Raw genomic sequence first — 23746 nt, forward strand, 5'->3', positions numbered from 1 at the left:
GGAAGGTTACTGACATGAAATCATGCGTCTGGACTACCAACCAGAGCTGTGTTTTTGTATTTCTTTCACTATTATTATATCTTTTTTTCCATAATCTTCATATATTCAGCAATCATTTTTTTATGCGATCCTACAATATAGTCAGGTAGTTCTGTTACTGAAAAGAATTTAAGCTGAACTGCTTCTTCTTTATTCATAACAAAATCCCCTTCGTATTCATCCGTATAATAGGCGGTTGTTACAGATTGAAATTCATCACCGTTTTCTAATTTTGTAAAGTAGTTCGCTCCAGAAAATACATTGATTAGTCGCAAGTTCTTCACTTTTATTCCTGTCTCTTCATATACTTCACGATAAGCTGTTTCTTCTGGTGATTCACTAAGCTCCATTAGCCCGCCAGGTAGCCCCCATTTTCCGTACGGCTCTGTCCGCTGCTGCAATAAAACATATCCATTTTCATTTATAACGAGTACAACAGCACCAACTAAAATTAAAGGGCGATGACCAACTATTTTTCGTAATTCTTCTACATATCCCACCGTATCGCCTCCTTTTTCGTTGTCCACACTATTGTATCATATGTACGAAACGACAAAATGCGTATATTTTTCATTTTTTTAACAAAATATTTATTTTATGTGATTCATCTACTGTAGCTAACATAATAGATTCGACTTCTGTACTCTCCTCTAGAAATTCTCTCGCCCACGCTTCTGTTTTTCCTAATAATGCAAGAACATCTTTCTGTATCCTCCCATCCTTTACTAATACAAAAGAAACTGGAGATTTTTTTCCCGCCACTTTAAGATCAAGCCGCGAAACTGCTTCATATTCTGGATACCGAAATATAGAAACGACACCGTTTGCTTCCCATAACGCTAATTTAATCGTTTGAATATCGCTCACATTTCGCATACGAAGTTCCGAAAACAAATATTCCAAGGTAATTCTCGCCTTTTTCAAATTGCTAAAATCAATGGAACCATTGTGTATAAGAATAATAGGTGCAGGCTCTAAAAAGCGTCTCCATCTATCCCATTTCAGCATTAAAACTGAGCTTATAATATGAAGTACAACAAGTATGAACGTTGTAATCATCGATCCCAGTAACCCTACTTTTTCATCAGACAATGCGTTAGAAATATTCCCACCAAGCAATAACACTAATACAACATCTAAAAAACGAAGTTGTGCGATAGACCTTTGCCCCATCGCTTTCGCAACTAATATTAAAAATATGTATGCTATAATAGCCCGAATAACCCATTCACTAGTAGAAAGATGTCGTGCTCCTTCAAAAATATGCATATGCATCACTTTGCACTCCTTACCCGTCTCAAACTGCTATCCTGTTTAGTTTGCAACGTTTATGAGCATATATGTAAAAAAGCTGGTTCGTTTAAAAACGAACCAGCTTTTTTTACTTAACTGAAAACATATATTTTTTATAAGTTTTCCGTACCGATAATATGAGCCCCATCATAATCATATTTGAGAATAAGGAACTTCCCCCATACGATAAGAAAGGTAATGCAATACCTTTTACAGGCATTAATCCAACGATCATACCGATGTTTTGGAATATTTGAACTGTTAATATACCGATTGATCCAGCGCATAATAATGTACCAAATAAATTATCAGCGGAATAACCAATAATAATTGTTCGATATAGTAGTAATAGGAACAAGAAGACAACTAAGGCTGCTACGATAAATCCACCTTCTTCGGCAATTGTAGCGAAAATAAAGTCAGTATGCTTCTCTGGGATATAGACGCTTCCTCCACCGTATCCTTTACCTTCCATTCCTCCACTACCTACAGCTAAAATCGATTGTTGCGTTTGATAACCTTGATCTGCATTTTCAAATGGATTTAACCAACCTACAATACGCGACTGTTGGTGAGGTTTTAGTAAAGTAACTAACTTATTATAGAAAAAATCTGGATACTTAAAGAAAATAAATATTAAAGCAGATAATATGGTCAACGGAATAACTGTACATAATGCTATCAATTTCTTTTGAATACCTGACATAAATAAAATACATGCAATAGCAGCAGCATATAAGAACACCATACCTGTATCCGGTTGGCTATATACAACAGCCATAGGCGGAAGAGAAACTAGCATAATTTTACCTACTAATTTTAAATCCGTTTGGAATGTCCTCGCCATATACTGCGCATTATGTTTCACAGCTATGCTTGCTACTACAAGAAGCAATGCAATTTTGAAAAACTCCGACGGCTGAATTTGTCCAAGTACTGGAAAAACGAACCATCTTTTTGCACCTAATTTTTCAGGTGTGAAGGTGGAAACCGGTAGTATTTTCAAAAGAATAAGTGAACCAAACCCGGCAATATAAAGTGGCCAAGATAATTTTTGCAATTGATCTAAGTCGATGCTTGCAACAAGAAGTAACAATACAACCCCAATTATGTAGTTAACACCTTGTTTCATAGCAAAGTTTGCAGCTCCATACTGTCCCGTTTGCTGACTGCTATATATAGCAGCTATACTCGTCACACATAGTGCACACAAAATTAAAATTAATTTTACATCTAAACTTTTTAGAAACTCGGTACTTCTTTTCATGACATCCTCCTGAAACATTGTTACGGCAAAAATAAAAAACCAGGAGTCAACATTCTTCATGTTTTGACGACTGATTACACATTATCTATAAAACACTTATATAGAATAACTCTCTTTTTCATACAATACAATATATTATACTACAGTTTCGTCAGTAAGATTTGCCAAAAAAATTATTCTTTTCTTATTTTATATCCATATACCATATATCAGCAATGTATTTTCGTAAATTCCTAATACATAATCGTTTATTGTAAGATTACTGGGAAAGATATTTATACATATAGTAGGATGTAGATGAAGAAATAAGATAATAAAAAGCTCGCATAAGCGAGCTTTTTATTAATATACAGATGTATTGTTTTCTGACATGTTTTCTAAAATTTCTTTAACACGTCCTAAGAACTTACCACAAATTAAACCATCAAGTACTCGGTGATCAAGTGATAAACATAAGTTAACCATATCACGAGCACCGAACATTCCGTTATCCATAATTACTGGGCGTTTTACAATTGATTCAACTTGTAAAATAGCTGCTTGCGGGTAATTAATAATACCCATAGATTGAACAGAACCGAATGATCCTGTGTTATTAATTGTAAATGTTCCACCTTGCATTTCGTCTGCTTTTAACGATTTCGTACGTACTTTTCCTGCAAGTTCTGTAATTTCACGAGCGATACCTTTAATTGTTTTCTCGTCCGCTTGCTTAATTACTGGTACAAATAGTTCTTCCTCTGTTGCAACAGCGATAGAAAGGTTAATATCTTTCTTCTGAACAATTTTATCGCCAGCCCACATTGAATTAATTTGAGGATACTCTTTTAACGCTTGTGCTACTGCTTTTACGAAGAAAGCAAAGAACGTTAAGTTAAAGCCTTCACGCTTCTTAAAGTCACCTTTAATTGAGTTACGGTATGACACAAGGTTTGTCACATCTACTTCAATCATCATCCAAGCATGTGGTGCTTCGTGTTTACTACGTAACATGTTTGCTGCGATTGCTTTACGCACACCTGTTACTGGAATTTCGATATCTCCAGGCATTGTAGGTACAGAAACTGGTTTCGCAGCTTCTACTTTTTGCGCTACTGGTGCTGCTTTTGGTGCTTCTGGGCGAGCTTCTACTACTGCCGCTACAGCTTCCTCTTTCTTCGCCGCACCTGCTTGTGGGATATTTCTAGATTCCACTAGCTTTAAAATATCTTTACGAGTGATACGGCCATTTGCTCCCGTACCTTCTACTAGATCTAAATCAACGTTATGCTCACCTGCAAGCTTTAACACAGCTGGTGAAAAACGTGGTTTTCCATCAGTTGGTTGTTTTACTTTCGGTGCTTTTTCAGACGTAGCTACTTCTGCCTTTGATTCTTCTTTTGTTTTTTCCTCAACAGCTGTTGCTGCTACTTCATCTGCGCCTTCTACTTGAATAACACAAACTACTTCACCTACAGCTAACGTATCACCTTCACCAGCGATTAACTCTTTCACAACACCCGTGAAAGAAGATGGTACTTCAGCATTTACTTTATCAGTCATTACTTCTGCAAGCGGATCATACTTATTTACGTGATCGCCAACATTAACGAGCCATTTACTAATTGTGCCCTCTGTAACGCTCTCCCCGAGCTGAGGCATTGTAATATTTTCTACAGCCATGTATAGTCCCCCCGATTAAAATTCCGCAAGTTCACGCATTGCTTTTTCAACTTTATCTGGATTTACCATAAAGAATTTTTCCATTGTTGGTGCATATGGCATTGCTGGAACGTCTGGACCTGCAAGACGTGCGATTGGCGCATCTAAATCAAATAGACAGTTTTCAGCGATAATTGCTGCCACTTCACTCATAATGCTTCCTTCTTTATTGTCTTCTGTTACAAGAAGAACTTTACCTGTTTTAGAAGCTGCTTCAATGATTGCTTCTTTATCTAATGGATATACAGTACGTAAATCAAGAATGTGTGCAGAGATGCCATCTTGTGCTAACTTTTCAGCCGCTTGAAGAGCAAAATGAACACATAATCCGTACGTGATAACTGTAATATCATCACCTTCACGTTTTACATCTGCTTTTCCGATTGGTAATACGTAGTCATCCTCCGGTACTTCACCTTTAATTAAACGATATGCACGTTTATGTTCAAAGAATAATACTGGATCTTCATCACGAATGGCTGCTTTTAATAAGCCTTTTGCATCATATGGTGTAGAAGGGATAACGATTTTTAAACCTGGTTGGTTTGCAAACATCGCTTCTACAGATTGTGAATGATACAATGCACCGTGAACACCCCCGCCAAATGGTGCACGGATTGTAACTGGACAAGTCCAATCATTATTAGAACGATAACGAATTTTTGCTGCCTCAGAAACAATTTGGTTTACTGCTGGCATGATGAAATCAGCAAACTGCATTTCAGCGATTGGACGCATACCATACATTGCTGCACCAATTGCTACCCCAGCAATTGCAGATTCTGCAAGCGGTGCATCAAGCGCACGATCTTCACCAAATTGATCATACAAACCGTGTGTCGCTTTAAACACGCCACCTTTTTTACCAACATCTTCTCCTAAAACGAATACTTTCTCATCGCGTTCCATTTCTTCGCGCATTGCTAATGTAATAGCATCAATATAAGACATTACAGCCATGAAACGTTCCCCCCTATTCTGCGTATACGTGCTTCAATGCATCTTCAGGTGCTGCATACGGAGCATTTTCTGCATATTCTGTTGCTTCATTTACGATATGCATAATTTCGTCTAACATTTGTTTTTCGGATTCCTCAGTTAACACACCAGCTTCTTTTAAATAAGCTGCGAATGTTATAATTGAATCTTTTTTCTTTGCTTCTTCTACTTCTTCTTTATCACGATAAACACGATCATCATCGTCACTAGAATGTGCTGTTAAACGATATGATACTGTTTCAATTAAAGTTGGTCCTTCACCACGACGACCGCGATCTGCTGCTTCTTTTACAGCTTTATATACTGCAAGTGGATCGTTTCCGTCTATTGTATATCCAGGCATACCGTAACCAATCGCACGATCTGATACGTTTTTACATGCTAATTGTTTTTCGACTGGAATAGAGATTGCATATTTGTTATTTTCACACATAAAAATAACAGGTAGTTTGTGTACACCAGCAAAGTTTGCCCCTTCATGGAAGTCACCTTGGTTTGAAGAACCTTCTCCAAATGTAACGAACGTTACTAAATCTTTCTTCTCCATTTTTCCAGCTAGTGCAATACCAACTGCATGTGGTACTTGTGTTGTTACTGGAGATGAACCTGTAACAATACGATTTTTCTTTTGACCGAAGTGACCAGGCATTTGACGACCACCAGAGTTTGGATCTCCAGCTTTCGCAAAAGCAGACAACATAAGCTCTTTAGCTGTCATACCAAATGCTAGTACAACACCCATATCACGGTAGTATGGTAATGCATAATCTTTCTCTCTATCAAGAGCGAACGCCGCTCCAACTTGTGCAGCCTCTTGTCCTTGACAAGAAATTACGAATGGAATTTTACCAGCGCGGTTTAATAACCACATACGTTCGTCAATTTTACGTGCAAGTAACATCGTACGGAACATTTCTAATACTTGCTCATCACTTAAGCCAAGCTCTTCATGGCGCTTTTCTTTTACTTCTGCCATTTTTCATAACCTCCTAAATCCACATTTTTATGCGTGTAACGCTCTTCCATCTACAGCAAGTGCTGCTTCACCAATCGCCTCAGATAATGATGGATGCGGATGAATTGTATGTGCTACTTCCCAAGGTGTTGCATCAAGTACTCTTGCAAGACCCGCTTCAGAAATCATATCTGTTACATGTGGTCCAATCATATGAACACCAAGAATGTCATTTGTCTCTTCATCAACTACAAGTTTTACGAAACCATCTGATTCTCCGTATACAAGTGCTTTTCCGATTGCGCGGAATGAGAACTTACCTACTTTTAACTTATAGCCTTTTTCTTTCGCTTCTTGTTCTGTTAAACCGACAGAAGCAACTTCTGGACTGCTATATACGCATTTTGATACCATAGAGTAATCAATTGGTGTAACTTCTTTCCCTGCAATATGTTCTACTGCAGCAATTCCTTCATGAGAAGCAACGTGAGCAAGTTGCAGGCCACCGATTACATCTCCAATTGCGTAAATATGCGATTCTTTCGTTTGATAAAACTCATTTGTTTGAATGTATCCTTTTTCCACAACGATATCTGTGTTCTCTAAGCCAATATTTTGCGTATTCGCTTGTCTTCCTACAGATACAAGCATTTTTTCTGCTTTAAATTCTTTATTTTCACCGTTGTGTTCAGCTTGGATTGTTACTCCATTATCTTTTACCAATGTTTCTGGTAATACTTTTGCACCAGTTACCACTTTAATACCTTTTTTCTTAAATAGACGTTGCATTTCTTTTGAAACGTCTTGATCTTCTAGTGGTAATATTGTTTTTGCATACTCTAATACTGTAACTTCTACACCGAAGTCAGCAAGCATAGATGCCCACTCAATACCGATTACACCGCCACCAACGATAATAATCGAACTAGGAAGCGTTTCCATTTTTAGGGCATGATCTGAAGACATTACGTACTCTCCGTCTAATTCTAAACCTGGTAATGAATTTGGACGAGAACCTGTTGCAATAAGTACATTTTTTGGAATTAACATTTCATTCTCTTCTCCACTTGCAAGTTCAACTGAAATTGTCCCTGGCATCGGAGAGAAAATAGATGGGCCAAGAATACGGCCAATACCTTCAAACACATCAATTTTACCTTGTTTCATTAAGTGTTGAACGCCTTTATGAAGCTGCGTTACAATCTTCTCTTTACGCTCTTGTACTTTCGCAAAGTTTAGTTCTACATTGCTTGCAATAACTCCGAACTCTTCGCTTTTTTTAGCAGTTGCATATACTTCCGCACTACGTAAAAGAGCTTTACTAGGGATACATCCTTTGTGTAAACAAGTACCACCAAGATTTTCTTTTTCGACTAGTGCAGTTTTTAACCCTAGTTGTGATGCACGAATTGCAGCAACATATCCACCAGTACCGCCGCCAACGATGACTAAATCATATTCTTTTGCCATTATCTCAACCCCTAGCTACCGTTTCTTTTTCACGTACAACGTATTCTTTTGGAGCTTCTTCTTCACGTAATACACGAAGTGCTCCTTCTGCTAACGCTTCTAACTCATCTTCGCCTGGATGTACGATAACATCTGCAATCCAGTCCACTCGCTCTTTTATTTCATCGACAAGAATTTTACTGTATGCCAGTCCACCAGTTAATACGATTGCATCGATTTTCCCGTGAAGTACAGCGCTAGCTCCGCCAATCTCTTTTGCAACTTGATATGCCATTGCTTTATAAATAAGAGTTGCTTCAGGATCACCTTTTTCAACCATTTTCTCTACTTTAATCGCATCATTTGTACCGATTAAACTTACAAGTCCACCTTGTCCGACAAGCTTTTTAATCATTTCATCTCGGTAATACTCACCAGAGAAACACATTTCTACTAGTTGCCCTACTGGCACTGTACCAGCACGCTCTGGACTAAATGGTCCTTCTCCGTTTAAACCGTTATTCACATCGATTACTCTTCCTTTTTTATGAGCACCAACTGTAATACCACCGCCCATATGTGTAACTAATAAATTTAAATCCTCATATTTGTGGTTTAACTGTTCGGCTACTTTACGAGCAACTGCTTTTTGATTTAATGCATGGAAGATACTTTTACGTTCCATACCAGCAATACCACTTATACGAGCAACTGGCTCCATCTCATCTACAACGACAGGATCCACAATAAATGCAGGAATGTTTAATCCAGAAGCAATTTCATATGCTAAAATGCCTCCAAGGTTTGAAGCGTGATGACCGCTAAACCCATTTTTTAAATCTTCTAACATCGCATCGTTTACTGTATACGTACCGCCTTCGATTGGACGAAGTAATCCACCACGTCCACAAACAGCGTTTAATTTTGAAATGTTAATACCATGAGAATGTAGAACTTCTAAAATCGTTTCTTTTCGAAACTCATATTGGTCGATAATTCGCTTGTATTTCCCAATCTGTTCTACGTCATGACGAATCGTTTCTTCTAAAACGGGTCTTTCATTATCAAAAACACCAATTTTTGTGGATGTACTACCTGGGTTAATAACAAGAATTCGATTTACAGACAATGTTGCTACCTCCACTAATAAATTCAAAAGGAAGTGGAAACCTCATAAGAGGTAACCACGCCTTTTGTAAAAGTTATATATGAATGATTAGCGACGGCTAATAATATCGTGACCGTTGCGTAAGTAAGTGCTACGAGAATTTTTCAAGCTTGCAATGCGCTCTTCAGCTAGACGATCTGCCGCTACATAAGTTGCTATGCCATCGCGTTTTGAAATTTCGATTACTTTTGCAATTGTGTCATAAATAGACTCAACACGTTTTAGTGCACGTTCTCTATTGTATCCATATAATTCGTCTGCTACGTTAATTACGCCACCTGCATTAATTACATAATCTGGTGCGTATACAATACCCATTTCATGAATGATGTCACCGTGACGATTTTCTTTTAATTGGTTATTTGCAGAACCTGCGATTACTTTTGCTTTAAGTTGTGGAATAGTTTCATCATTAACTGTTGCGCCTAATGCACATGGTGCGTAAATATCGCATTCAACACCGTAAATTTCATTTGGTTCAACTGCTGATGCACCGAATTCTTCTACAGCACGTTGTACAGCTTCTTTATTAATATCTGTAACGATTAATTTTGCTCCTTCAGCGTGTAAATGTTTGCATAGGTGATATGCTACGTTACCAACGCCTTGAACAGCAATTACTTTTCCTTCTAAATTATCAGTACCGAAAGCTTCTTTTGCAGCTGCTTTCATACCACGGTAAACACCGTATGCAGTTACTGGAGATGGGTTACCAGAAGAACCGAATGATGGTGAGATACCTGTTACAAAGTCAGTTTCTTCATGGATAATATCCATATCATCTACTGTTGTACCAACATCTTCAGCTGTAATGTAACGTCCGTTTAGTCCTTGGATATAACGTCCTAGTGCACGGAACATTGCTTCGCTCTTATCTTTACGAGGATCACCGATAATTACTGTTTTCGCACCACCTAAGTTTAAACCAGCTGCTGCGTTTTTGTATGTCATCCCTTTTGCAAGACGCAATGCATCTTCAATCGCCGCTTCTTCAGAATCATATGTCCACATTCTTGTTCCACCAAGAGCCGGTCCAAGTGTTGTATCATGAATTGCAATAATTGCTTTTAAACCAGATTCTTTATCTTGACAAAATACTACTTGCTCATAATCATATTTTTCTAAGTATTCGAAGATTTCTAATGTCATTGTCGTTTCCCCCTAATGTTTTACCCTTTTTGGTTTATTTTGAAGCAGTCGCAACTGCCAATGCTAATGAATATACTTTTGTTTCTGCTGAATCAGCACGAGATGTTAAAACAATCGGTGCTTTTGCGCCAGCAATCATTGCTCCTACTTTTGCATCCGCAAAGTATACGAGTGATTTATATAGCACATTTCCAGCTTCAATCGTTGGGACGAGTAAAATATCTGCCTTACCTGCTACATCACTTACTATGCCTTTATGCTCTGCTGCAATTTGTGATACTGCATTATCTAAAGCAAGTGGTCCATCAACGATACAATCTTTAATTTGTCCGCGGCGATTCATTTGTGTTAACATCGCTGCATCAATTGTCGCCTGCATCGCTGGATTCACAACTTCTACTGCTGCGATTGGTGCCACTTTGGGCAAGTCGATTCCTATTGCCTGGGCAACTTCTACAGTATTTTGTATAATAGCAGCTTTTTGTGTTACGTCAGGTGCGATGTTCATCGCTGCATCTGTAACGAAAATAAGACGGTCGTAATTTTGAACTTCAAATGCTGCTACATGTGAAAGTACGCTACCTTTACGTAGGCCCCACTCTTTGTTTAACACAGCCTTCAAAATATTCGCTGTTGGGATGTTCCCCTTCATAAGCACATCTGCTTCACCATTTCTCACAGCTTTAACAGAAAGTTCTGCAGCTTCAGCACTAGACATTGCTGCAATCACTTCAACATGTTCTGAAGTTTGTAAACCATGTTCTTGTAGCATCCCCATTATTTTTTCTTGATTTCCATATAGACGAAATTGAGCTAGCTGTAATTTAATTGCTTTCGCTACAGCTTCAATTACTTCATGATCTTCAGCTACTGCTACAGCCACAGTTTTTTTAGGCTTTCCTGCTGCTTGATCAATTAAGTATTCTAACTTCATATTTTGTAATCAACCCTTTCCGTCGTCCCTCGTCTATTTATAAAGCAAATACCGTGCCAACTTTTAAAAGTGGTCTTACCAATAATGAAAACGCATTCAAAATGCAGTAAAATCAATACTTTGAAAAATAACGAAAGATTCTGTCTTATTTTGTCGCTTTTTGTATACCATGCAATAAATTGCACGGTGCGCAATTTATTGCATGCTATTTTTTGCATAGTCATACTTTTCTAGCTTGTAATATAAATTTCGAACGGAAATTCCTAACGCTTTTGCAGTTTGTGTTTTATTCCCATCAAATCTCTCCAAATATTCATAAATAATATTCCCTTCAAACTCTGTCACTAAATGTTCAAGTGGCTTTTCTTCTAATTCAGGTAATAAATGAGATTGCTTTGACTCCACCTGCTCTTCGTTATGTAATGGCGGTAAATGGTGTACATCAATATAGGTCTCGTTATAATTCATAAAGATAATAGCTCTCCCCAAAATATTTTCAAGTTCCCTCACATTTCCTGGCCATTCGTATGATTGTAAATATAAAACGGCTGAATCAGTGAGCCCTTCTACATTACGACCGTAATCTTGATTAATTTTTTGAATCAATCTGTCCGCAATTGTCGGTATATCTCCTTTACGTTGACGAAGAGATGGAATTTGAATTGGAATTTTATTTAATCGATAATATAAATCCTCCCTAAACTTCCCTTCTAGAATAGCCTTTTCTAAATTCACATGTGTCGCTGCAATTACTCGAACATTAATAGGTATCGCTTTCGTTCCACCAACTTTTACAATTTCTTTTTCCTGCAATACACGAAGGAGTTTCGCTTGTGTATTTGCAGACAACTCCCCTATTTCATCTAAAAAAATACTACCGTTATTCGCTTCCTCAAAGAACCCACGTTTCCCGCCTCTTTTCGCTCCAGAAAACGCCCCTTCCTCATAACCAAATAATTCACTTTCTAACAACGTCTCCGAAATGGCCGCACAGTTTACACGGACGAACTTATTGTATTTTCGATTACTTCCATTATGGATTGCATGTGCAAACAATTCTTTACCAGTCCCAGATTCCCCGCGTAACAGTACTGTTGCTGGTGTATTCGCTCCTAGCTTCGCCTGTTCGATAGCTGCCGTTGTTTCATCTGAATTTCCGACAATATCATCAAATGAATATTTCGCTTCTAATGTACGAATAATTTGCCTTGCTCTATTCAATTCATTTGTTAATTTTTGAATTTCCGACACGTCACGGATAACACCGACGCTTCCTTTCAATATTCCATCCACAATAACTGGTGCTACGTTTACAATTACATCTCGCTTTTTTTGCCCAATCTTCATATGTATTCCGCGCACCGCACGACGCGTTCGAAGTACTTTCATATGCATACTTTCGCCTTCTACAATATCAGTTGTAGCAGGCTTCCCAATAATATCTTCTTCTGTTAAACCCGTTAATTTCGTATATGCTGGGTTAATGACTAAACCTCTTCCTTTTTCATCCACAACCGAAATCGCTTCTTCAGATGAGTTAATAATTGCCTCTAATAGTGTTTGAATTTCTTTTAAGTCTGTAACTTCTTCCGCAAGATCTACAACTTCTGTTATATCTTTAAAAATTGCAAATGCCCCTTGTACCTCTCCTCCTTCTTTTAATATTGGAATACGCGTTGTAATAATTTTCTTTCCATTCTCTAATGTCAGTTCATAATTTACTTCTATTTGTTTCGTACGTATAATGCGAAGTAATTTACTAGTTGGAATGACTTCTAAAATATACTTTCCTATCGCCTCTTCTTTTTTATATCCGATAATACGCTCTGCACTTTTATTAAAAAGACGAACTTGTCCCTCTCGATCAATTACAATCATGCCGTCATGTGTAGAATTTAAAATTAATTCTCCTTGTTGCGTCTGTTCCTCTAACCGCCCAATTAGCTCTTCCTTCTCATGCGCTAATCCTGTAACAATTTTTGCGATATCACCTGGTATAAGAAGAGTGTCTTTTTTCTTTTTTTCTAATAAAACTTTATGTACATCATCTTCACCTGTCATATCAAATATTACATCGATATGCATAGAAAGAAATGGAGTTACACTTTCTCCAATTGCAATCCCGTATTCCTTAGCAATTTGTAGTCCTTTTGCCAACGGATTTATATCAATAATCCCTATAATTTGAAATATATTCGAACTTTGTAACAGATTCAGCAGCGCGCTCCCGCCTTCACCTGCACCAACAATTAATACTTTTTGTTTCATATATTACACTTCCTCTCGAAGTAACTCTGCAAATTTTTTCACACCCTTATCTTACTCGTTCAGCACCCTCTTGACAAACCCCCTTTCCGTATAACATCATTAAAATATACGAAATAATCTGAAAAGGAGCGTTATGTATGCAGCGTTACGTTGCTCTACTATTAGCACTCATCCCTATTTCATTAGCTGTGTTTGGTATAAAGTTAATGAGAGATACTGTATTCGGGATTCTATTTCCACCAATTTCTATACTGTGGTTACAATTTTTAATCGGCGCTCTCTGCTTCGCGCTCGGGTTTTATATCTTTGGTGGCTTCGTCTTGCACCGAGATCGCAAACGAAATAAAGTACAAGCTCGCTTTAGAAGATAGGAATACCCCACTATTTATAAATAAAAAAATGAGACCGTTACACGCGGTCTCATTTTTTTATTGGCAATAACGTTCTTGCCGTTTCAGGGTAATCAGTAATAATCGCCGATATATTCATATCAAAATATTTGCGCATAAGCGTTTCTTCATTAATTGTATAAGGGCGAACTTCTACACCACTTTCCATCGTTAGTTCGGCGATAGCATCTTGAAGATAACGATAATTCGGATGTACTGCTGTAGCCCCCATTTTTTTCGCGTATGCCCACGGACTATGCAAACCTTCGCGATATAAAATTGCTGTTTGAATATCAGGAGCCATCATATGGCACCGTTTCATACTGTAGTGATTAAACGAAGAAAATATAACACGATCCTCTAGACTAAATTTCCGTACAAGCGTTATAACTTCTTCCTCTAAACCTCTGTATGGAATTTTATTATTTTTAAGTTCAATATTAAGTAGCAAACTCGTTTGTTCAAGCCATTCTAATACCTCTTCTAAAAGTGGTATTTTACAAAAACCTACTTTATCACCAAATTTATAACTTGCATCTAACTTGCATAAGTCCTCATATACATAATTCCGAACCGCACCTTTTCCATTTGTTGTCCGGTCCACCGTTTCATCGTGAATGACGACAACTTTTCCATCTTTCGTTAATTGAACATCAAGTTCAATTCCATCCGCTCTAAAAGACTCAGCTGCTTCAAATGAAATCATTGTATTTTCTGGGTACGTTCCAGCCGCACCACGATGTGCAAATATAAGAGTCATCCTCACTCCCCCAATCTTATGCTATACTATACGAAAAAGGAGGTACTTCTATGAGACCATTACAAATCTCTCCAGATACTGCAGTCCGCTTATCAAAAGCACTAGGTGTTCCACTTGAACAACTCATGCATATGCCGCAGCACATTTTAATTCAAAAACTAGTTGAATTAGAAAAACAAAATAAAGACGAAGAATAATACAGTCCTGTTTTTTGCAGGACTTTTTATTATTTTCTATTATATCACGGATGCCTTTCCTACTAAAATCCTTTAACAGATGTACTACGATGTGATTTAGCCGTTCCTTCATCATTTAATAATGAATCACATCTTTTCTTTTTTGTTACACGTCATAAAGAAAGCAGACCATTTATTTATAAGTCCCCATTGCGTCCTAAAAACACGATCATAAAAAAACTAGAAGCCCTTTATATTGTTTTTATTGAACGTGCGGAGCATCCCCTGATTCGTATAGTTCTTTCGCTTTTTCCTCCCCGAATGTAGTTAAAATATAATGTTGCTCTTCTAACGCATCCATTGCTCTAGTTGCTTTACAAACGCTATCTTCTTGAGCATCTGAGAAATAATTGTGATCTTCTACAATTTTACTAAAATCTTTTTTCGCCCATCTATCAGCAATTGCTAAAAGTTCATTTTTCTTCGCAAAGCTACTCTTATTTATAATTTCTTTTAATTTTTTAGTATTACTTTGAATCATTGGGATAGAGCCCGATTTTCGTTCTGCCACCACTTTTTGATGAGTCATGCGATGCATCGCTGTAATGACTTCGCTTTCAGTAGAATTTTCAGTAACATACACATCAACAAAGACCCCATCTACCTCTCTACCTACTATTGTTCGGTCTTCTTTTTTATCTATTTGAGCACTCACTTCTTTATCTACGGGATTATCTGCAAGTTCTAACATTCCAAATGTAACTGCAATAGCAAGAACTCCCATAGCTGCTACTATTCCTAGCCAAGTTGAAATTTTATTTTCCATTCCCCTTCTCCCTATCTATATCTATTTTATTGCCTTATAAAAAACTCACTTACATGTAATATTACTAAAAATAGGTTTTATTTTCCATACCATCAAATAATCTCTTTTTCTCAACAAAATAAAAAGACCAACGAATTATAACATTCATTGGTCTTTAAATAAAAAGTTCATTGGTTTTAAATTTGATATCGAGTATCAATTTCAAGAATTATTAAGCTTTACTAAAACTTAAATCCCTTACTACTTTTACTCTCAACTAGCTTTATGTTCAAGTCTCAGCTTATCCGCAACCATTGCGATAAACTCAGAATTCGTAGGTTTTGCTTTTGACATGGATACTGTATAACCGAATAAGGACGAAATAGAATCAATATTCCCACGGCTCCAAGCTACTTCAATTGCGTGACGAATTGCGCGCTCCACACGGCTTGCTGTTGTATTATATTTCTTTGCGATATCTGGATACAATACTTTCGTAATCGATCCTAATAATTCGATATCATTGTATACCATGGAGATTGCTTCTCGTAAATACATATATCCTTTAATATGAGCGGGTACACCAATTTCATGAATGATACTCGTAATACTCGCATCTAAGTTTTTCGGTTTTCCATCTACTGTTGTGGCTGATCGGAATGATGGTAGTGGACGCTTAATCATAGTGTTTGCTTTACCACTCACTTGACGAATATGACTCGTTAAATTCTCCATATCAAATGGTTTTAATATGAAATATGAGGCACCTAAGTCAACTGCTTTTTTCGTCACATCTTCTTGGCCAAATGCTGTCAACATAATTACGCTAGGCTGTTTTAACCTTTCAATATGTCGCATTTTCTCCAATACAGCTAAACCATCTAAGTGTGGCATAATAATGTCTAAAACGAGTACATCAGGTTGCTTATCTGTTAATAAGTTTAAACACTCTTGACCATTATAAGCAGTACCGATTACTTCCATATCATCTTGAGCGGCTACATAGCTCTCTAACATTGATACTAGTTCTTTATTATCATCCACAAGACATACTTTAATTTTCTCCACAGCTTTTCCTCCCTTACCGAATCGATTCTCCGACATGTGTATCCTTCTAGGCTACATGAATTGTTCGACAATTGTGTGAAAATTCCCTTTTAAAGTTTCTTACTTTCCGATAAAATCACAAAAAAATATGTTTATCGTTCATTTATTCCCTTTCGCAACACATTCCATCATAGAAATACAACGAAACGTTCAACCCTTTCCTTTTATTTTACAACAAAAAACACCTCTTGCGGAGCTTTTACAAAATTTCAACGAATTTTTCAACAGAAAAAGCGAGCTAATAATATATATTAGCTCGCTTTTTTCTCTTGATCATAAATATTAATTCCAGCTTGATGTAACATCCATTCAATATGAACACCATATCCTGATGTTGGATCATTTACAAATACATGCGTAACAGCACCAATTACTTTTCCATTTTGTACAATTGGACTTCCGCTCATTCCTTGTACGATACCGCCCGTTTTCGCTAATAGACGTTTATCTGTTACTTTTATTACCATACCCTTTGTGGCTGGGAATTTTTGCTGCACTGTACTAACAACTTCAATATCAAACGCTTCTACTTTATCTTGATCAATAACTGTTAATATTTTTGCCGGTCCTTCTTTTACTTGATGAGATAATGCGATAGGCATTGCTTTATCCATTATACCGTTTTTCATATTCGTATTTAATTTTCCAAAAATACCATATGGACTATTAATTGTAATATTGCCAATCACTTCACGGTCTGGTGAGAATCTTGCTAATTTCTCCCCTGGATTCCCATGACTACCTCTTTCAATTGATGTAACTGTCGAGCGCATAATTTGTCCATCTTCGACTTGAATCGGCTTTTTCGTATCATTATCAGAAATAACATGACCAAGTGCCCCATATTTCATAGAATCTGGATGAACAAATGTCATCGTTCCAATTCCAGCTGCCGAATCACGGATATACAAGCCAATTCGATAAGACGATTCACCGTTGTCTTTTTGTGGAGTTAGCTTCGTACGAATATATTTTCCATCTCTTAACAATACAAGATTAAGCGGTTCACCTGTTTCTCCACTATTATGAATAAACGGTGCTACATCACTCATTCTTTCAATTGTTTTACCATTAATTTCAGTAATCATATCTCCAATTTGTACACCTGCTGTTTCACCAGGAGATATTTTACCTTTTTCAGTTTGAATTAAATGATGGCCTACAACAAGTACACCTTTTGTATTTAATTTCACACCAATTGATTGTCCACCTGGAATCACTTTAAAATCTTTTAACACTTTCACATTTACTTTTTTCACTGGAAAACCAGCAAGCTGAAATACCATATCAGCTTCACCATTTTGATGAGAATTTACCATAAGTCCTTGTTTTTGTTCATTCGAACTCACTGTAAATACATGACGATTTGTGGATGAAGCTTTGAAAACTGGTAATGATGATATTTCTGATTGTTGTCCTTCAAAAACAACAAGTTGTTTCGGTGATGAAATAAACGTTCGAAGCGGTTTAAAACATCCAATAAAAACTAAAGAAACAAGGAGACAAAGACCTATTATTTTTCGAAATTTTTCTAATTTCAACTTGTTCACTCTCCTCGCTCCTACCCCACATTCAGCCTCTTGGCTTCACTTTTTAATCTCTCCTTGCAGTGCTTTATTTATAACCGGAAGAATTAAGAAATCGTCATTTGAGAAAAAAAGCTATCCATTACTGGATAGCCTCTGCTGTCTGTTTAAAATGATGCGCTTGCGTAAGTAATTCTTTCGCATGCTCTGTCGTTAAATCTGTGATTTCCACACCAGAAATCATTCGAGCTATTTCTGTTACTTTATCCTCCATAGTTAAAACAGTAACTGATGTAATTGTCCGATCATTCGCTACTTGTTTTCGAATAAATAAATGTGAATCCGCCATTGAAGCTACTTGAGGTAAGTGCGTAATACAAAGTACTTGCGAGTTTACTGATACTCGATAAATTTTTTCCGCAATAGCCTGTGCGACCCGGCCACTTACACCCGTATCCACTTCATCAAAAATAACAGATGCAACCCCTTGATGCTTAGAAAAAATGCTTTTTAAAGCTAAAATGATACGAGATAACTCTCCGCCAGAAGCAACCTTTGAAAGTGGTTTTAGCGGCTCTCCTGGGTTCGTTGAAATATAAAATTCCACATGATCGTAACCATCCGCCGTAAGTCTTACCGGCGCACCTTCCACAAGGGGCTCTTCTGCATTTCCTTCTCTCTTCATAATTCTCACTTCAAATTTCGTTTTTTCCATATATAATTCTTTTAATTCCTGATGAATTGCATTTGTAAGGTGTTCTGCAAGCTCATGACGCATATTACTTAACAACGTTGCTTCTTTCATAATAACACTTTCTAATTCCTTCAACTGTTTCTTCGTCGTTTCAATATGAACGTCTTTATTTTCAATCGTAAAAATTTCCTGTTCAATTTTATCAGCATACGCTAAAATCTCTTCTACATTATTTCCATATTTTCTCTTTAGCATACGAATTTCATTCAAACGTGTTTCGATTTCATCTAAACGATTTGGATCATATTCCATCATATCGAGCTTTTCCCTCAGTTGATAGGCAACCTCTTCTAATAAGTAATAGCTATTTGCAATTGAATCATGATTCTCTTGATACACATCATCTAAATGTGTAATACTTTCCATTTGCCCCATTGCACTTCTTACATTATCTAATCCTTGTCCGTCGGCACTTAAAGAACGATATGCATCACCTAACGCTTTATAAATCTTTTCAAAATTAGAAATTTGCAATCGTTCCTCAGTTAATTCATTTTCTTCATCCATCTTTAAATCCGCCTTGCGAATTTCCTCGTGCTGAAATTGAATTAAATCTAAGCGATGTGCCATTTGTTGCTCATTTTCACTTAACGATTTCAATTGTTTTTTTAATTTTTCATAGTCAGCGTATACGTTTTGATATATGTCTAATTGTTTAACGATTCGATCCCCATCAAAGTGATCAAGCATAAACAGATGTCGTTCTTCATTCATTAAATCTTGCGTTTCGTGCTGTCCATGAATATCAACAAGTGTTTTCCCAATTTCTTTTAATATGCTAAGTGTAACAAGCTTCCCATTTACACGACATACACTCTTCCCGTTCGCAGCAATATCACGCTTTAAAATAATCATACCATCTTCTATTTCTATATCTAACTCTTCTGCCTTTTCAATACATGGATGCTTCTCATCTTCAACATAAAATAGCCCTTCAATCTCAGCCTTTTCTGTTCCATATCGAACAAATTCTGCTGACCCACGGCCACCTACAAGTAAACTAATTGCATCAATAATAATCGATTTTCCGGCCCCTGTTTCACCGCTTAAAACCGTTAAACCTTTTTGAAAAGAAATATTTAATGCTTCAATAATAGCAAAGTTTCTAATCGATAATTCCGATAACAATGCCCCATTCACCTCGTTATAAAATAATCCCTTACTAAAGGATTTTCTCAGTTCTTCATTCAAATAATCATGCTATATATTTGTATGTATATACTCTTCTAACCCGCTTCATTGTACCAAACATTTGTTTTACGGGTCAATCCATCTATTTTTTAACTTTATGCAAACAAAATATTATATTACAATTGAAAATTCATATTTTTAACCAATAAAAATATCTTGTTCACTTTCCACTTTACGATGGAAAGCAAACAAGATTTTTTGTTACAACATATTTAAGAAACGATCAGAGACAACACCTGTATCGTCAGGTGTACGGCAAATAATTAAGCAAGTATCATCACCACAGATGGTTCCGATGATCTCATCCCACTCTAAATGATCAATAAGTGCTCCAAGTGAATGAGCGTTACCAGGCAATGTTTTTAGCACAAGCATATGTCCTGCCGTGTCTAATTTTACAAATGAATCCACTAGATTTCGTTTTAATTTTTGTAACGGGTTAAATCGTTGATCTGCTGGCAAGCTATATTTATAGCGCCCATCATGTAATGGCACCTTCACTAAGTGCAGTTCTTTAATATCACGCGATACTGTTGCTTGCGTTACATTAAATCCCTCATTACGTAAAATATCAACTAATTCATCTTGTGTTTCAATTTCTTTGTTTGCAATAATTTCCCTGATTTTAATATGGCGCTGACCTTTATTCATACATTTGCACCTCACACTATCTCTTACCATAGTTTAAACATTGGTATACTTCACTTATTTATGTTAACTTATAATTCGTTTCTTGTACACAATTGTTTTTACAATCATTATACAATTACAGCAAAAAGAGGAACAACATATGTTATTCCCCTTTCCCTTTTTGTTTTAGAACGTCATGCGCTTCTGTAACAACTTGCTCTATAGAAATCGGAGAATGATTTTCGCCATTCTCACGTTCACCATGCCATTTCAGATGAATTAAAAATTCAATATTACCATCCCCACCCGTAATTGGTGAGAATGTTAAACCTTCCACATCATAGCCTTCTTTTAAAGCAAACTCGACAATCATTTCTACAACAGCTTCATGTACTTTTCTATCACGAACGATACCTTTTTTCCCAACTTGCTCTCTTCCAGCTTCAAACTGCGGTTTAATTAACGCTGCTACATCTCCGTTAGGCATAAGCATTGTTTTTAAAACTGGCAGTATAAGCTTTAATGATATAAATGAAACATCAATACTTGCAAATTGAGGTAAACCACGTTCTAAGTCTGCTGGTGTCACGTAACGGAAGTTTGTTCGTTCCATTACAACAACACGCTCATCTTGACGTAATTTCCACGCTAGTTGATTGTATCCTACATCTAATGCATAAGATAATTTCGCTCCATTTTGAAGCGCGCAATCTGTAAAGCCACCAGTTGATGAACCAATATCTATCATAACTTTATCTTGTAAATCAAGATGAAATGTCTCTAATGCCTTTTCAAGTTTATAACCACCACGACTTACATACGGCATAACTTGTCCCTTCACCGTAATCTCAGTATCTTGCGAGATTTTCTCTCCTGGCTTATCAAGTCTCATCTCATTTGCATATACGAGTCCGGCCATAATGGCGCGCTTTGCTTTCTCACGCGTTTCTATAAGTCCTCGCTCTACTAATAGTACATCTACTCTTTCTTTTTTTACGCTCATTTGTTACGCCCTTTTTTGTTTTGATGGAATCATTGTATGAATACGGTCTACAACAGCATCTGTCGTTAAACCAATTTCTTCTAATAATTTTGTTACACTTCCGTGCTCTATGAAGCGGTCTGGAATACCCATTCGTTCAACTAATGCACTATGGTAACCATTTTCAGATGCAAATTCAACTACTCCTGTTCCAAAACCACCGATTAAACAAGCTTCTTCAATCGTTAAAATCGGTATATTCTTTCCTAGAAGATCATGTAAATATGCTTCATCCATTGGTTTAATAAAGCGAGCATTCACTACTTTCACTGAAACCCCAGCTTTTTCAAGACGCTCAGCTGCTTCCATTGCCATTGGTATTGTCGTACCAAACGTTAAAATAGCTGCTTGTGTACCCTCTTTTAACGTCTCCCACGTACCGATTGGAATCGCCTTTAATTCTTTATCCATATGAACGCCAAGTCCATTACCGCGAGCATAACGCAATGCGATTGGTCCATCTTCATATTGCATCGCCGTATAAACTAAATGTTGCCCTTCATTTTCATCTTTCGGCATCATAAGCACCATATTCGGCAAGTGACGTAAGAATGAGATATCAAATACGCCTTGATGCGTTTCACCATCTGCTCCTACTAATCCCGAGCGATCTATTCCGATGAAAACATTTAAATTTTGGCGGCATATATCATGAACAACTTGGTCATATGCTCTTTGTAAAAATGTTGAATAAATCGCTAAGAATGGCTTCATTCCTTGCGTTGCCATACCTGCTGCCATTGTTGTAGCATGCTGTTCTGCAATACCTACATCAATCATACGATCTGGGAATTCTTTTTGGAATTTCTCAAGTTTTGATCCAACAGGCATTGCAGGTGTAATTGCTACGATACGCTCATCCGCTCTCGCTAGCTTAAGTACTGTTTCACTAACAACAGCACTCCATGCTGGTGCAACTTCTTTCGGCTTAACGAAGTCACCTGATTCAATTTTATAAGGTCCTGTTCCATGCCAAGTTCCAATAACGTCACTCTCAGCCGGTTTATAACCTTTTCCTTTTTTCGTAATAACGTGAACAAGCACTGGGCCTTTTGTTTTCTTTGCATATTGCAACGTTTCGAATAACTTTTCATAATCATGCCCATCGACTGGACCTAAATATGTAAAGCCTAACTCTTCGAAAAAGACACCAGATACTAGTAAATATTTAAGACTATCTTTTATTTTCTCTGCTGTCGCAGCCACTTTCCCGCCAACTGCTGGGATTTTCTTTAATATATACTCTAATTCATCTTTTACCCAGTGATATTTTCCTGCGGTACGTAAACGACCGAGCACATTATGAAGCGCACCAACGTTTGGTGCAATTGACATTTCATTATCATTCAAAATAACAATCATGTCTGTTTTTTCATGTCCAATATGGTTCAATGCCTCTAAAGCCATTCCGCCTGTTAAAGCACCATCTCCAATAATTGGTATAACATATTCTTTCGTTTTCTTTAAATCACGTGCCAGAGCCATTCCCATTGCAGCCGATAACGAAGTCGAGCTATGACCAGTTTCCCATACATCGTGCTCACTCTCGCAACGTTTCGGGAAACCACATAGACCTTGATATTGCCTTAATGTACCAAACTCTTTCGCACGTCCAGTTAAAATTTTATGTACATAGGATTGATGTCCTACATCCCATAAAAATTTATCTTGCGGGCTATCAAATAATTTGTGCAGAGCAATTGTGAGTTCTACTACACCTAAATTAGGTGCAATATGTCCACCTGTTTGAGAGAGCTCTTCAATTAAAAACTTACGAATATCCTCACTCAATCCCTCTAGTTCACTGATAGACATATCTTTCAAAAAACTAGGGTTTTGAATTTGCGTTAGATCCACATGGATCACTCACTTTCATTTCATAATCTGTCAACATGTCAAATATTATAAAAAACATTTACACAAAACAAGAAATTCTCTTTTCTATTTTTCGTCTTGTCCCGCTATTAACCAGTCTATTGCGCCCTAATCCTATTATAAACCATATTTCTTTAGGCGATGAAAAAAATAGCCGCTAACACGAAGTGATAACGGCAATGTAATCTACATATATTTTTGCCAATAACAAGAAAAGAAAAACCTTTTCCTACATTTATATCATAAAATGATGAATGACTCAACAAATG

Annotated in this window: 21 protein-coding genes; 2 read left to right on the forward strand and 19 right to left on the reverse strand. The window is 36.9% G+C overall.

The annotated features are described in order from the left end of the window. Positions 1–74 precede the first annotated feature (74 nt). The 11 genes from GBN78_RS14900 to GBN78_RS14955 all read right to left on the reverse strand — a co-directional run bounded on the left by GBN78_RS14900 (position 75) and on the right by GBN78_RS14955 (position 13222). Positions 75–539, reverse strand: a complete 465-nt coding sequence (locus GBN78_RS14900; protein ID WP_000542555.1) for an NUDIX hydrolase — start codon at positions 537–539, stop codon at positions 75–77. A gap of 70 nt (positions 540–609) precedes the next feature. Then, the gene (locus GBN78_RS14905) at positions 610–1314 is read right to left on the reverse strand and encodes a DUF421 domain-containing protein (protein ID WP_000550978.1); all 705 of its coding nucleotides are present in this window, start codon (positions 1312–1314) and stop codon (positions 610–612) included. 106 nt (positions 1315–1420) lie between these two features. After that, positions 1421–2599 carry an FtsW/RodA/SpoVE family cell cycle protein gene (locus tag GBN78_RS14910; protein ID WP_000831182.1) on the reverse strand — a complete coding sequence of 393 codons (1179 nt, stop codon included), beginning with the start codon at positions 2597–2599 and terminating at the stop codon, positions 1421–1423. A gap of 342 nt (positions 2600–2941) precedes the next feature. After that, entirely contained in the window at positions 2942–4261 is a 1320-nt protein-coding gene (locus GBN78_RS14915) for a dihydrolipoamide acetyltransferase family protein (protein ID WP_152127491.1), read from the reverse strand. 15 nt (positions 4262–4276) lie between these two features. Further along, positions 4277–5260, reverse strand: a complete 984-nt coding sequence (gene bfmBAB / locus GBN78_RS14920; RefSeq protein WP_000290071.1) for a 3-methyl-2-oxobutanoate dehydrogenase subunit beta — start codon at positions 5258–5260, stop codon at positions 4277–4279. 13 nt (positions 5261–5273) lie between these two features. After that, complete coding sequence (bfmBAA, locus tag GBN78_RS14925) at positions 5274–6275, reverse strand: 3-methyl-2-oxobutanoate dehydrogenase subunit alpha (RefSeq protein ID WP_000852551.1); 1002 nt, start codon at positions 6273–6275, stop codon at positions 5274–5276. 27 nt (positions 6276–6302) lie between these two features. Further along, positions 6303–7724, reverse strand: a complete 1422-nt coding sequence (lpdA, locus tag GBN78_RS14930) for a dihydrolipoyl dehydrogenase (protein ID WP_001051289.1) — start codon at positions 7722–7724, stop codon at positions 6303–6305. 4 nt (positions 7725–7728) lie between these two features. After that, positions 7729–8832: a butyrate kinase gene (buk, locus tag GBN78_RS14935; RefSeq protein ID WP_000115780.1), complete on the reverse strand. Its 1104-nt coding sequence runs from the start codon at positions 8830–8832 to the stop codon at positions 7729–7731. Between the two features lie 87 nt (positions 8833–8919). After that, positions 8920–10020, reverse strand: coding sequence for a leucine dehydrogenase (locus GBN78_RS14940; RefSeq protein ID WP_000171357.1), 1101 nt, complete (start codon positions 10018–10020; stop codon positions 8920–8922). Positions 10021–10054: 34 nt separating this feature from the next. After that, positions 10055–10954 carry a phosphate butyryltransferase gene (yqiS, locus tag GBN78_RS14945; RefSeq protein WP_000764670.1) on the reverse strand — a complete coding sequence of 300 codons (900 nt, stop codon included), beginning with the start codon at positions 10952–10954 and terminating at the stop codon, positions 10055–10057. Between the two features lie 195 nt (positions 10955–11149). Continuing rightward, entirely contained in the window at positions 11150–13222 is a 2073-nt protein-coding gene (locus GBN78_RS14955; RefSeq protein ID WP_069605395.1) for a sigma-54 interaction domain-containing protein, read from the reverse strand. Positions 13223–13359: 137 nt separating this feature from the next. Here GBN78_RS14955 and GBN78_RS14960 point away from each other — a divergent pair, with 137 nt between their 5' ends. Further along, positions 13360–13593 (forward strand): DUF2627 domain-containing protein, encoded by a 234-nt coding sequence (locus tag GBN78_RS14960; protein ID WP_001190210.1) that lies wholly within the window; start codon positions 13360–13362, stop codon positions 13591–13593. A 49-nt stretch (positions 13594–13642) separates the two neighbouring features. Here the strand turns inward: GBN78_RS14960 and GBN78_RS14965 are convergent, their stop codons facing one another. Next, entirely contained in the window at positions 13643–14371 is a 729-nt protein-coding gene (locus tag GBN78_RS14965; RefSeq protein WP_000172580.1) for a glycerophosphodiester phosphodiesterase, read from the reverse strand. Positions 14372–14421: 50 nt separating this feature from the next. On the opposite strand from GBN78_RS14965, the gene GBN78_RS14970 reads away from it, so the two are divergent. Continuing rightward, positions 14422–14568 (forward strand): YycC family protein, encoded by a 147-nt coding sequence (locus GBN78_RS14970; RefSeq protein WP_001247671.1) that lies wholly within the window; start codon positions 14422–14424, stop codon positions 14566–14568. 241 nt (positions 14569–14809) lie between these two features. Here the strand turns inward: GBN78_RS14970 and GBN78_RS14975 are convergent, their stop codons facing one another. From GBN78_RS14975 to dxs, 7 genes are all read right to left on the reverse strand, one after another. Then, positions 14810–15373 (reverse strand): PRK06770 family protein, encoded by a 564-nt coding sequence (locus GBN78_RS14975; RefSeq protein ID WP_152127492.1) that lies wholly within the window; start codon positions 15371–15373, stop codon positions 14810–14812. Positions 15374–15625: 252 nt separating this feature from the next. Further along, the gene (spo0A, locus tag GBN78_RS14980) at positions 15626–16420 is read right to left on the reverse strand and encodes a sporulation transcription factor Spo0A (protein ID WP_021727703.1); all 795 of its coding nucleotides are present in this window, start codon (positions 16418–16420) and stop codon (positions 15626–15628) included. A 290-nt stretch (positions 16421–16710) separates the two neighbouring features. Further along, on the reverse strand, positions 16711–18009 hold the full coding sequence (gene spoIVB, locus GBN78_RS14990) for a SpoIVB peptidase (RefSeq protein WP_002000940.1): 1299 nt from the start codon (positions 18007–18009) through the stop codon (positions 16711–16713). Between the two features lie 118 nt (positions 18010–18127). Further along, a complete protein-coding gene (recN, locus tag GBN78_RS14995; RefSeq protein ID WP_000947763.1) occupies positions 18128–19867 on the reverse strand; it encodes a DNA repair protein RecN in 1740 nt (579 codons plus the stop codon). 264 nt (positions 19868–20131) lie between these two features. Further along, entirely contained in the window at positions 20132–20581 is a 450-nt protein-coding gene (gene argR, locus GBN78_RS15000; protein WP_001032580.1) for an arginine repressor ArgR, read from the reverse strand. A 142-nt stretch (positions 20582–20723) separates the two neighbouring features. Further along, a complete protein-coding gene (locus tag GBN78_RS15005; RefSeq protein WP_000111874.1) occupies positions 20724–21563 on the reverse strand; it encodes a TlyA family RNA methyltransferase in 840 nt (279 codons plus the stop codon). A gap of 3 nt (positions 21564–21566) precedes the next feature. Next, on the reverse strand, positions 21567–23459 hold the full coding sequence (gene dxs / locus GBN78_RS15010; RefSeq protein WP_000366454.1) for a 1-deoxy-D-xylulose-5-phosphate synthase: 1893 nt from the start codon (positions 23457–23459) through the stop codon (positions 21567–21569). Between the last annotated feature and the right edge of the window lie 287 nt (positions 23460–23746).

The organism is Bacillus sp. B2-WWTP-C-10-Post-4, assembly GCF_009183805.1.
In the GTDB taxonomy this organism is placed as follows: Bacteria; Bacillota; Bacilli; order Bacillales; family Bacillaceae_G; genus Bacillus_A; species Bacillus_A cereus.

What these genes read in the sequence shown, in the direction of transcription:
- GBN78_RS14905 (WP_000550978.1), bottom strand. Translation starts at nt 1,314, where the DNA reads ATGCATATGCATATTTTTGAAGGAGCACGACATCTTTCTACTAGTGAA.
- GBN78_RS14910 (WP_000831182.1), bottom strand. Translation starts at nt 2,599, where the DNA reads ATGAAAAGAAGTACCGAGTTTCTAAAAAGTTTAGATGTAAAATTAATT.
- GBN78_RS14915 (WP_152127491.1), bottom strand. Translation starts at nt 4,261, where the DNA reads ATGGCTGTAGAAAATATTACAATGCCTCAGCTCGGGGAGAGCGTTACA.
- bfmBAB (WP_000290071.1), bottom strand. Translation starts at nt 5,260, where the DNA reads ATGGCTGTAATGTCTTATATTGATGCTATTACATTAGCAATGCGCGAA.
- bfmBAA (WP_000852551.1), bottom strand. Translation starts at nt 6,275, where the DNA reads ATGGCAGAAGTAAAAGAAAAGCGCCATGAAGAGCTTGGCTTAAGTGAT.
- lpdA (WP_001051289.1), bottom strand. Translation starts at nt 7,724, where the DNA reads ATGGCAAAAGAATATGATTTAGTCATCGTTGGCGGCGGTACTGGTGGA.
- GBN78_RS14940 (WP_000171357.1), bottom strand. Translation starts at nt 10,020, where the DNA reads ATGACATTAGAAATCTTCGAATACTTAGAAAAATATGATTATGAGCAA.
- yqiS (WP_000764670.1), bottom strand. Translation starts at nt 10,954, where the DNA reads ATGAAGTTAGAATACTTAATTGATCAAGCAGCAGGAAAGCCTAAAAAA.
- GBN78_RS14955 (WP_069605395.1), bottom strand. Translation starts at nt 13,222, where the DNA reads ATGAAACAAAAAGTATTAATTGTTGGTGCAGGTGAAGGCGGGAGCGCG.
- GBN78_RS14960 (WP_001190210.1), top strand. Translation starts at nt 13,360, where the DNA reads ATGCAGCGTTACGTTGCTCTACTATTAGCACTCATCCCTATTTCATTA.
- GBN78_RS14965 (WP_000172580.1), bottom strand. Translation starts at nt 14,371, where the DNA reads ATGACTCTTATATTTGCACATCGTGGTGCGGCTGGAACGTACCCAGAA.
- GBN78_RS14970 (WP_001247671.1), top strand. Translation starts at nt 14,422, where the DNA reads ATGAGACCATTACAAATCTCTCCAGATACTGCAGTCCGCTTATCAAAA.
- GBN78_RS14975 (WP_152127492.1), bottom strand. Translation starts at nt 15,373, where the DNA reads ATGGAAAATAAAATTTCAACTTGGCTAGGAATAGTAGCAGCTATGGGA.
- argR (WP_001032580.1), bottom strand. Translation starts at nt 20,581, where the DNA reads ATGAATAAAGGTCAGCGCCATATTAAAATCAGGGAAATTATTGCAAAC.
- GBN78_RS15005 (WP_000111874.1), bottom strand. Translation starts at nt 21,563, where the DNA reads ATGAGCGTAAAAAAAGAAAGAGTAGATGTACTATTAGTAGAGCGAGGA.